The sequence below is a fragment of the Acidovorax sp. HMWF018 genome (assembly GCF_003061035.1).
Classification (GTDB): domain Bacteria; phylum Pseudomonadota; class Gammaproteobacteria; order Burkholderiales; family Burkholderiaceae_C; genus Acidovorax; species Acidovorax delafieldii.
Genome location: NZ_QAIM01000658.1, coordinates 1 through 10886, shown reverse-complemented (window position 1 = coordinate 10886; position 10886 = coordinate 1). Strand labels below are relative to the sequence as shown.

General features: G+C 66.6%; 9 protein-coding genes. 3 read left to right on the top strand and 6 right to left on the bottom strand.

Annotated features, from left to right (window positions below; translation table 11 throughout):
* Nucleotides 1–82: 82 nt before the first annotated feature.
* The gene (locus DBR23_RS27835; protein ID WP_108500208.1) at nt 83–904 is read right to left on the bottom strand and encodes a DUF4102 domain-containing protein; all 822 of its coding nucleotides are present in this window, start codon (nt 902–904) and stop codon (nt 83–85) included.
* A 414-nt stretch (nt 905–1318) separates the two neighbouring features.
* Here DBR23_RS27835 and selD point away from each other — a divergent pair, with 414 nt between their 5' ends.
* Together selD and mnmH are read left to right on the top strand one after the other, a co-directional pair.
* Complete coding sequence (gene selD, locus DBR23_RS27830; protein ID WP_108500207.1) at nt 1319–2371, top strand: selenide, water dikinase SelD; 1053 nt, start codon at nt 1319–1321, stop codon at nt 2369–2371.
* A complete protein-coding gene (gene mnmH / locus DBR23_RS27825) occupies nt 2371–3459 on the top strand; it encodes a tRNA 2-selenouridine(34) synthase MnmH (protein WP_108500206.1) in 1089 nt (362 codons plus the stop codon). Before selD ends, mnmH begins: the two co-directional genes overlap by 1 nt.
* 18 nt (nt 3460–3477) lie before the next feature.
* On the opposite strand, the gene DBR23_RS27820 is transcribed toward mnmH, so the two are convergent.
* From DBR23_RS27820 to DBR23_RS27800, 5 genes are all read right to left on the bottom strand, one after another.
* Nucleotides 3478–5814, bottom strand: coding sequence for a CHASE2 domain-containing protein (locus DBR23_RS27820; protein ID WP_108500205.1), 2337 nt, complete (start codon nt 5812–5814; stop codon nt 3478–3480).
* A 103-nt stretch (nt 5815–5917) separates the two neighbouring features.
* A complete protein-coding gene (locus tag DBR23_RS27815) occupies nt 5918–7660 on the bottom strand; it encodes a FecR domain-containing protein (RefSeq protein ID WP_108500204.1) in 1743 nt (580 codons plus the stop codon).
* Between the two features lie 74 nt (nt 7661–7734).
* Nucleotides 7735–8433, bottom strand: coding sequence for a response regulator transcription factor (locus DBR23_RS27810; RefSeq protein ID WP_056060880.1), 699 nt, complete (start codon nt 8431–8433; stop codon nt 7735–7737).
* A 118-nt stretch (nt 8434–8551) separates the two neighbouring features.
* Nucleotides 8552–9559 carry a formylglycine-generating enzyme family protein gene (locus DBR23_RS27805; RefSeq protein WP_199227821.1) on the bottom strand — a complete coding sequence of 336 codons (1008 nt, stop codon included), beginning with the start codon at nt 9557–9559 and terminating at the stop codon, nt 8552–8554.
* Between the two features lie 47 nt (nt 9560–9606).
* The gene (locus DBR23_RS27800; protein ID WP_056747438.1) at nt 9607–9867 is read right to left on the bottom strand and encodes a hypothetical protein; all 261 of its coding nucleotides are present in this window, start codon (nt 9865–9867) and stop codon (nt 9607–9609) included.
* 179 nt (nt 9868–10046) lie between these two features.
* Between DBR23_RS27800 and DBR23_RS27795 the strand changes: the two genes are divergently transcribed.
* The coding region (locus DBR23_RS27795) for a CHASE2 domain-containing protein (RefSeq protein WP_158276503.1) at nt 10047–10886 on the top strand (840 nt) is incomplete at its 3' end.

Genomic DNA, 10886 nt, shown 5'->3' with positions numbered 1-10886 from the left:
GGCCCAAATGGGCGGCGCAAGAGGCCACAAAATCCAAAAAATGGCGTCTTCCGCGTTCGCGCGGGAAATTTCGAGGGCTTGTTCAGCGTAGCCCTAGGTCGATTTCCTCCCAGACTGCATTTCGCACCTCCCCCGACCTTGCGGCTGTGAGGACGATGAAAGCAAACGCCAGCTTGACAACGTCCCCAGAGGTGCTGCGAGACACTGCCAGGAGTAGTGCTCCTACTTCCGAGTATGGACAGGACGCATGGTGCTCGACCACCCGCTGCTTTGAGTTCTTCGGAAGAGATTTCTTGAGTTGGTCCCAGGCTTCGCTATCCAGGCCATCGCAGTACCCCATGGCCGCAGCATGGTTGATGACAGTACGAATGCGCTGGAGAACCCGTGACGCTGTTTCCGCCTTCTCTTTCCAGATAGGCAGCAGAGCCGCGCGCATGTGCTCTCTTGTCACCTCTCCCACTGGCAGATCGCCGAACTTAGGAAAGGCATACGCAGACAAGGTGTTGATCCACTGCGCGGCGTGCTTGGCGTTTTTCCAGTCGTCCTTGTTGGTTTCGTGGTACTCCTTCGCGCAATCGGCGAAGGTTATGCCTCTGCGATTCGCCTCCAGTTGGGATGCCTGCAGCTTTGCTTTTTCTTCCCGGCGGTGCTCGATAGGGTCGTGACCGTCCGCAAGGATTTGCCTGTAGCGGCGCGTGCGCTCTCTGGCCTCCGCCAAACTGAAGTCATCCAGAGAACCCATTCCCATCTCTCTGGTCTTCTTGTTTAGGGTATAGCGAAATATCCACGAACGCGATCCGGAGACGCTAACTTGCAGGTAAAGTCCATGGCCATCCAAGTAGTAGCCGGGCGGCTTGTCTTTGGCTCTTACAGCGGGGTCGGTTAGCAATTTCTGTTTGGTCACCGTACAATCTTACCCCCATTTTATTTTTCACTCAATTCAACTATTTGAGTAGAAATAGGATCAGGGAAGGGCGCAGGAATGGCTTAAACACTTGGTTTCTGAGCCACCCCGGTAGTTCTTGAGGTTCTTTGGCGACTTTTTGATACCGTCACCCTCTCCGCCAGCATCAAGGCCCTGTAGCTATCTAATCAATAGCACAGGGCCTTTTTCTTTGGGTTCGTTGGAACAATTCAGGTGGCTCGCTGGCCCGCTTTGGATGGCGCTGGTGAAGCGGTTCGCAGATTCGCCATGGTGTTCGTATCGCTGTGCGGGCGCAGGACGGGTAGGGTATTCGTTGCAATGCATGGCCGCGTTCCGCGCAGCGCCAGAATACGGGTAGCGCGCCCCGCGCCTGACGCCACGAAAGAACTTCGCATGCTTCCTGAGACCCTGACAACATCCCCCATCCGCCTGACCCAGTACAGCCACGGCGCAGGCTGTGGCTGCAAGATCAGCCCCAAGGTGCTGGACGTGATCCTGGCGGGCAGTGGGGCGCAGCACCTGGACCCCAGGCTCTGGGTGGGCAATACCTCGCGGGACGATGCGGCGGTGTATGCCCTGGATGCCGAGCGCGGCGTGGTGTCCACCACCGATTTCTTCATGCCCATCGTGGATGACCCGTACGACTTCGGGCGCATTGCTGCCACCAATGCGATCAGCGACATCTACGCCATGGGTGCCGATCCGCTGATGGCCATTGCCATCCTGGGGTGGCCGGTGAATGTGCTGCCGCCGGAGGTCGCGCGTGAAGTGGTGCGCGGTGGGCGTGCGGTGTGCGATGCGGCAGGTATTCCGCTCGCGGGCGGTCACTCCATCGATGCGCCGGAGCCCATTTTTGGCCTGGCGGTGACGGGCATCGTCGAAAAGCGCCACCTCAAACGCAACGACACGGCCACGGCGGGTTGCCGCCTGTATCTGACCAAGCCCCTTGGGATCGGCATCCTGACCACCGCAGAGAAAAAGGCCAAGTTGCGCGCCCAGGATGTGGGGGTGGCGCGCGACCTGATGTGCACGCTCAACCGGCCAGGGAGCCAATTCGGCCGGCTGGCAGGCGTGGCAGCCATGACGGATGTGACCGGCTTCGGCCTGTTGGGGCATCTGGTCGAAATGGCGGAGGGCAGCGGCTTGAGCGCTGTGATTGACTACGCGGCAGTGCCCCGCCTGGAGGGAGTGGACTACTACATGGACCAGGGTTGTGTGCCTGGAGGCACGCTGCGCAACTTTGACAGCTACGGCGCGAAGATTGCGCCCCTGACGGAGGTGCAAAAGCACCTGCTGTGCGACCCTCAGACCAGCGGGGGGCTGCTGGTGGCCGTGAGTCCGGAGGGCGAGGCCGAGTTCCTGCAGGCGGCTGCAGAACTGGGCCTGTCGCTGCAGCCCATCGGTCAACTCATCCCGCGACAGGCCTTTGCCGTCGAGTTGCGCTGATGCCCGACAACCTGACGGACTACCGGCACATCTTCCTGAACGATGTGCCCATGATGGATGTGCGCGCGCCGGTGGAGTTTGGGCAGGGCGCGTTTCCTGGGGTTGCCAACCTTCCCCTGATGGACGATGGCGAGCGTCAGCAGGTGGGCACCTGCTACAAGCACAAGGGCCAGGAGGCCGCGATTGCGCTGGGGCACCAGCTGGTGTCTGGCGGCATCAAGCGCCAGCGCATTGAGGCGTGGGCGCAGTTTGCGCAGGCGCATCCACAAGGCGTGCTGTATTGCTTTCGTGGCGGGCTGCGCTCGCAGATCGTGCAGCAATGGTTGCTGAACGAAGCGGGCATGGACTACCCCCGGGTGGTGGGGGGCTACAAGGCCATGCGGGGTTTCCTCATCGGCACCACGCAGGCTGCGGCGGCGGAGTGTGGGTTTGTGGTGCTCAGTGGCCTGACCGGCACCGGCAAGACCGAGGTGATTGCGCAACTGGCCAACGGCTTGGACCTGGAAGGCCATGCCAACCACCGTGGTTCCAGTTTTGGCCAGCGCGTCAGCGGTCAGCCCACACAGATCGATTTCGAGAACCGGCTGGCCATTGATGTGCTCAAGAAGCGTGCACAGGGCCACGAGACTTTTGTGCTGGAGGACGAAGGGCGCCATGTGGGCAGCTGTTCTGTGCCGCTGGAGCTGCGTCAGCGGCTGGAACGGGTACCCATCGTCTGTCTGGAGGATGCTTTTGACGCCCGTGTGGAGCGCATCCTGCGCGACTATGTGCAGCAGCAATGCGCGGATTTTGTGGCGGCCCATGGAGAAGCGGCAGGGACCGACCTGTTTGCGGCGCGGCTGCTCGACAGCCTGGGCAAACTTGCCAAGCGTCTGGGAGGCGATCGCTACCAGGCGCTTCGCGGGTCGATGCAGGCAGCGCTGGCACAGCAGCGCAGCCGGGGCGATTTGTCGCTGCACCGGGACTGGATTGCCGCACTCATGCGCGACTACTACGACCCGATGTATGCCTACCAGCGGCAAAGCCGGGCTGATCGCATCGTTTTCCAGGGCGACCACCGGGCGGTGCTCGATTTTCTGCAGTCGTAGTCAGCCCCTCGCCGCTAGCTATTGCTCGTCGTCGTCCGGCGGCGCATCCAGCCGCTGCGGTAGCACCAGCCGGAACTCGGCCCCCCGCCCTACGTCGCTGTCCACCTCCAGCGCCCCGCCGTGGCGCAGCACGACGGTCTGCACCAGTGCCAGGCCCAGGCCGACCCCTGCGATGGCCGGGTGGCTGTGGTCGTGCAACCGCTGGTAGGGCGTGAACAGGCGGCCTTGCTGCTCGGGGGCAATGCCCGGGCCCTGGTCCCGTACCGACACCACCCAGTGCGTACCCCGCGCCACGATGGCGCACTGCACCGTGCCGCCATCGGGGCTGAACTTGATGGCGTTGTGGATCACGTTGGTCAGCGCGCGGGACAGCAGGGCGCGGTCGCCCAGGCAGGGCGCAGTGTCTGGGGTGGACACCGTGCGCACGTCCACGTTGCGGTCGCGGGCCAGGGTCCAGAGGTCGTCGGTGGTTTCAGAGAGCAGGGCGGCCAGGTCCAGCGGCGCCATGCGGTATTCCTGCGTCTGCGCGCTGGCCAGTTGCACAAAACTTTCGGCCATGCCCAGCGAAGCCTGTGCATAACTTTCGATGCGCTCCAGCAACTCCTGGTCCGACAGGCGGCCGGGGTAGGCACGCTGCATCTCCAGCAGCGTCAGGATGGATGCGTTGGGCGCGCGGATGTCGTGCGAAATGAAGTGCATCGCCTGGTCGCGTTGCTGCAGCGCACGGCGCATCTCGGTCAGGTCCACCAGGGTCAGCAGCCAGCCTGCATTGGCCAGATTGGTGAAAGGCTTGCACTGCACCAGCAGACTGCGGCCCCGGGCGTCGGTGCCCTCGGTCTGTTCTGGCAAGGCAGCATGTTGCAAGGCTGCCTGGGTAACGATCGGCTCTTGAGTCCCTGTCTGCACGAGGTCGGCCAGCAGGTCCACCACGGACAGGCCCTGCAAGGAGGGCTGGGCGGACCCACCCAGGTGTTGGCGGGCCGCCTGGTTGGCCAGCAGGATTTCACCGTCGGGGGCGCAGACGAGGGTGGGTGAGGGCAACTGCTGCAGGCTTTCGCTCACGAACTGGTGCAGGTCACGCAGCTGGCGGGATGCGCGCTCCACGGCGTTGATGCGGCGCTCCAGAAAGTCGGCGGAGTCTCCGGGCCGTCTGCGCAAGCGCATGGCCAGGCCTTGGCGCTGAAGGTTCTCCATCTCCAGCCGCAGAAAGTGCGCAGCCGCGCTCAGGCGCCGCCAGCTCCACAGCGGGTAGGCCAGCGCCAGGCCCAGCAAGGCGGCGGCCGGAGCGAACTGCAGACCTGCCCACCAGGGCAGGGCCATGCTCAGCAGCAAGGTGGCCAGGGCCAGCCCGGCGCTGGTCAGCAAGGCGGCCAGGGGGCCGATGAGCAGCAAGGCCACCAGCGCACAGGCCACAGGCACCAGGTTGAAGGCGATGTTCAAGGCCTGCGGTGCGCGCACGATGTGTTCGCCGGCCAGGCGGGCATCCAGCACATGGGCAACCACCTCCACGCCCGGCATCAGGCGCGACTGCTGGCTGACGGGCGTAGCAAACATGTCGCCCAGCCCCGAGGCTGCAGCGCCGACCAGCACGTACTTGCCCTCCAGTGCTCCGGCTGGCACCTGGCCACGCAGCACATCAATGTAGGAGTAGGTGGTGAAGGGCGATGGCCCGGCGGCGTAGGCGATGAGCGTGGGGTCATTGCGTTGCCAGGGGCTGGTATCCGATGCGCTGGCAGGCGAGGGCGCGCAGGCGGCCACAGATTGACGGTCTGCCACGCACTGCAGCGCCGTGCTGAAGTGGTGCCAGGGGGCGGCCGCCGGGCCTTCCTGCAGGTACAGGCTGCGCACCACGCCATCGCTGTCGGGCGCCACATGCACGTGGCCCAGGCCGGCGGCTGCCTCGGCAAAGGCGGGCCAGGGCAGGTCGGTCTGGTTGCTGACCGGGCCATAGCCGCGCCGCAGCACGGGCAACACCACACGCGCGCTGCGCCGGATGGCGTCGGTGAGCAGCAGGTCGTCCTCGGGATAGTCCAGGTCGGCTTCGTTGAACAGCACGTCCATGCCGATGGCACGGGGGTTCTGGGCGGTCAGGCGCGAGATCAGCTCGGCATGCAGCGCCCGGCGCCAGGGCCAGCGGCCGATGGCGGCAATGCTGGCGTCGTCGATGGCCACGATCACGATGTCGGGGTGTGCGGGCCGCGAGACCAGTCGCATGCCCGCATCCTGCACCAGGTGGTTGACGCGGCTCAGGCTATCCGCGGTGCTGAGCCAGGCCACCAGCGCCATCAGCGCGCAGGCCAGCAGCGCCCATTCCAGGCGGCGTCGGCGGCGGCGCAGGTGGGCGATGGTCAGCATGAAAGGGGTGGTGGGATGCGGGGCGTCTGCTCAGCGCATGCCAGGGCCGCTGCGCGCGCTGGTGCGACCCGCAGGGCTGGGCTGGACGGGCTCCATGCCCCGCTCAATGGCGCCCCACGGGCGTGCCGCTGCTGGTGGACACCGGCAAACCCGCACCGGTGCGGATACCAGAGCCCACGCGGATCTTGCGCGGGGGAGAGAAATCGCTCTCCAGCCCACTGGCGTCCACCACCTGGATGCGCACCAGGTACTCGCCGGCAGCGAGGTTGCTGGCCGTCCAGGTCGGGGCGTCGAGCACGGTGTCCTCTGTGACCTTGGCGAAGTCCAGATCGGTAGCCACAGTGCGCTGCAGCCGGAAGCGCTGGCCGGCCTGGGCGGGCCAGTGCAGGCGCACGGTCGGGTCTCCGTCCTCCGCCTGCAGAGCTTGCAGGGACAAGGCGGTCGGCCGGTCGGCCACTGTGAAAGGCTGTGGCGGTGCAAACGGCCCCTGGTCTGCCTGCCCGTCGGGCAGCGCCAGTAGGCTGGCGATGCGCCAGAAGTAGCTGCCTGCGGGCAGCGCCCCCAGGGGCAGGCGGCATTCGGTCAGGCGCTGCTCGTCGCGCAGGGGCTGGGTGAACTGGGCGTCGGCGGCCACCTGCACGCGGTACCAGCGCACGCCGGGGACTTCCGTGCAGCGCAGCTCGGCCGCGCCGCTGGGTACCACCGCGCCGGGTGCAGGGTACTGGTACAGCGGTGCGACCGGGCGTGTCTTGACGGTGAACGGCTGCACTGCAGGCAGGCCCGCAATGCCTGCATCGTCCAGCGCCCGCACGGCCAGGTAGTAGCGGCCATCGTCCAGCGCCTTCCAGCGCAGGCGGCCGTCGGGGAAGCTGCCATGGCGCAGCACCTGTGTGAACGCCGGGTCCTGCGCCACCTGCGCCACATACCGGGTGGCCCCGGAGGCCATGGGCAGGTCGATGGCCAGCAGTCCCGCATCGCCCAGTGTGGGGGGCATGCCAGAGGTATCGGGGGCGGGCAGCAAAGGACGGGGGGCGCCCACCGTGCCATCCGTGGCCACTGCCAGACCCTGGCCCGGAGCCAGCAGCGCGGTCGGCGCCTTGAGCGCAGCGCCGGGCTCGCTGTCAGTGTCGCGCCGCGATTGCACCGCGACCGAGCCATGCTCTACCGACGCCGTGGTCTGGCCCGAATCGGCCAGTGCCACGCTGAACTGCGTGCCCCGCACGCTCGTCACCGCCAGCGGTGTGCGGATCTCCATGCGGCGCAGGGGCTCGGCGCTGGGGGGCACGGTCGATTCCACGCCGCCCTTGTGCATCTCCAGCACTGACTGCACGCTGCCAGCGCGCCCCCGCCGACGCAGCTGGCGCAGCTGCAGCTCGGACTGCGCCTGCACCCGCACCACGGTGCCATCGGCCAGCTGCACTGCCACGAACGACTCGGGGCCCACCTTCAGCTCGGTGCCTTCTTCCAGCTTGCTGCCGGTCGCAATGGGGGCGGGCGTGCCGCTGCCCCGCGCCTGCGCCGTGACCTCGCCCTGCACAAACTGTACGGTGGCCGATTCGCTGGGCTGCAGCCGCACGGGGATGAAGATCAACGAGCCTGGCTGCAGACGCTTGGGGTCGGCCACCTTGTTGCGACCTTGCAGCAACGGCCACTGGCGCGGGTTGGCGAGGTAGCTGCGGGCCAGTCCTTCCAGGGTGTCGCCCTCTTTCACGGCGTGGGCAATTTCATCGCCTTGTTGGGGGGCTGCCGGGGCAGCGACCGGCTGGGCCGAGAAGGCGGTGGTTGCTGCCAGATACAACAGGGCTGCAGCACTTGAGTGCATGCGAAATGGCAGGGGGGTGATCAAGTCATGTCTCCTTCGTGGGGCACGGTACGGGCAGGCGTGCTGGTGGCTGAGCCCGCCGGACTCTGTCGCGGCCTTCAGCCTTTGTGCTGGGCTTCGACGGCTTCAAAACGGTAGCCCACGCCATACACCGCTGTCACGATGAAACCGTTGGCGGGGCGCAGGTCGAGCAGGGTGCGCAGGCGCGAGATGTGGGTGTCCAGCGAGCGCGACATCACATCGGCCACCTGGCCCCAGACGACTTCCTTGAGGTGGTCGCGCGACAGCAGCCGCCCCATGTTCTGGAACAGGAACAGGGCGAGGTCGTATTCGCGGTTCTTCAGCTCCACCGCCACTCCGTCCATTTCGATGGACCGGGTTTCGGGCAGGAAGCGGTAGCGGCCAAACTCCATCACGCCGCCGGTGTTGTCGGGGTAGGCGCGGCGCAGCAGGGCGGCCACGCGGGCATTGAGTTCGCCGATGCGCACGGGCTTGACCATGAAGTCATCCGCTCCACTGCCCAGGCCTTCCACAATATCGCGCTCTTCCTGGCGGTGCGTGACGAACAGGATGGGCACGCGGGCCGCAACGTTCTGGCGCACCCAGCGCACCACTTCGGGTCCGGTGGTGTCGGGCAGGTGCCAGTCCACGATCAGCAGATCAAAGGTTTCGCGGCGCAGCGTACGCATCAACTCCGCACCGGTCAGGTGCGTATGGCACACATGGCCCATCGCCTCCGTGGCCTGCTTGATCAGATCCAGCTGAAGCGCATCGTCGTCCAAAGCGGCTATGCGCATGGTTCTCCCCATCCAAAATCGAACTGCGGATTATTGGCGATAACTACCACGGCGCGGGCTCGCGCCGAGCGGAGCGAGAGGGGATTTGACAATTGTTAACCCTCCCGGCCTGTGGTGGTCACTGCGCGGGGGGCTCTGCCGCTATCTCACGCACCAGTCGCATGCCGACCAGCGTGTAGCGCGTCTCCGGGCTGTTCCAGTTGCGGTAGCCGCAGCGCGCATAGAGCCCCCAGGTGTGCCACGAGCCGCCCCGGCGCACACGCACACTGCCCTCGGCCGGACCGGTGGGGTCATTGCGTGGAGACTCTGCGTAATAGGTGTCGCCATGCCAGTCGCCCGTCCACTCCCAGGCGTTGCCCAGCATGTCGTACAGCCCGAAGGCATTGGGGGCAAAGCGGCCTACCGGCGCGGTAAACGCGTATCCGTCGTTGCCCACCAGCGCGTGCTGACGCCAGCGTGACCACTGAGGGGCTGCGGCCTGGTCGAAGGTATTGCCCGCTGAGACCAGCTCTTGCGGGTTGTCACCATGCGGGTACAGGCTGCGGCTACCCGCGCGGCAGGCGTATTCCCACTCCGCCTCGGTGGGCAGTCGGTAGCGATGGCCCTCGGTGCGGCTGAGCCACTGGGCCATGGCCTGCGCGTCGTTCCATGTCACGTTCACCACGGGGTGGTCCGGGCCCTGCGCAAAGCCGGGGTTGCGCCACGAGTAGCGCGGGTCGCGCCCCTCGAACGCATCGCCGCGCCGCGTGGTGGCCGGGTCGTAGGCGGGGTTGTAGCCATAACCCCCAGTGCCGTCGGCCTCAGACTCTGGCCGGTAGCCGGACGCCTCCAGGAAGCGCTGGAACTGCCCCACCGTGACCTCGTGCTGGCCAAGGTAGAAATCGCGGGTGATCAGCACCTCGTGCGCTGGCGATTCATCTGCCAGGTCGGTCAGGCGCTTGCGCTCCAGCAGCGGGAAGTTCTTTTCCAGCGTTTCGACGGGGGGCACGCCCCCCATCCAGAAGGTGCCCGCAGGCACACGGACAAAGGCCATGCCCAGGCTGTTGACCCAGGGCGATGTGACTGTGCCCGCCTGGGTGGACGGTGTGTGCTGGCAGCCCGCCAGCAGCGCGGACAGCGCCAGCAAGGCCGCACCGCTCGCCCAGCGGCGGCACGCTGGTGGGGCCGCTGGCCTCAAGGCTTGTCCTGCAACTCGCTCACGCATTCAAACAACAGACGCGAGCCATCGTTGCGCAACAGTTTGGCGTGCAAGGCCATGCGCTGGCATTCGCGGCTGGCCGCCGCATACGCCTGGGAAGTGTCGGGCCCGTAGACCGGCACGCTGAAGGTGCGGTCGCGGCCCGAGGCCATGGGGCCCGATGGGCCGTAGGGGTTGGTGGCATTGCAGCCCGCCAGCAGGGCCAGCACGGACACGGAGGCACATAGCAGTTTCATGGAAGTCTCCCAAACCGATCAAAAGACCAGTTTACGCACATGCCCGGTGGCTGCCCATAGGTGTTGTGCGGGGCGGCCATGGCGCGAGTCATGCGTGTAAGCCCCCACTGTGCACGCGCAGGCACAGCCACTACAGTGGGTGCTGCGTGCACTGCTGCATGCAGCGGTGGAGGGGCGGGATGGCAAGTGCAAGTACGCGAGCACCGGTTACACAAGACGCCTGGCGGCCCTGGGCGTTGCGGGTACTGCTCGCGCTGGGCTTCATGGCGCTGCTGCCCGCTCTGCCGGTGTGGACGCCGCTGCAGCGGCTGGAGCATGACCTGCTGGCCAGTTGGACCGCTGCGCCGCCGCCCGATGTGGGCGTCCTGGTGGTCGGGCTGGACGAACCCAGTCTGGCGGCGCTGAACCTGACCCCGCCCCTGCCGCGCCGCCTGCACGCGCAACTGGTCCAGGCCTTGTCTGCGGCAGGCGCTTCGGCGCTGGGCATCGACATGCTGTTTGCCGCACCACAGTCCTCTGAGGACGATGCCGCGCTTGCGGCGGCCCTGCAAGGGCGCATGCCAGTGGTGCTGGCGGCAGCCGATGTGGCGGTGAACACCTCGCAGGTAGCCCAGTACCGGCAGACCGTGCCCTCGGTCTTCCCCATGGCACGCCAGGGCAGTGTGGCCGTGCAGCCAGACGATGACGGTGTGCTGCGCCTTGCGCCCACCCAGGGCGATGCCCTGTGGAAGGAGCTGGCGCGCAGCGGCGGGCGCAGTTTTCAGCCCCCACCGCCGGGTGCACTGCTGCGCTACTACGCCCCAGAAGTCCCGCTGCCCTATGCCCACTACACCCAGGCGCTGGAGGCCGGCCGGGCGCTGCCGGCTGTGGCCGTTCAGGGGCGCCTGGTGATGCTGGGACAGAACACGCCGGTGGATGGAGTCGATCAGTTCGCCACGCCCCTGCGTGCACTGGGCGCGGGCACGCAGTCCGGCGTGCTGGTGCATGCCACGGCCCTGGTCAACGGCTTGGCGGGGGAC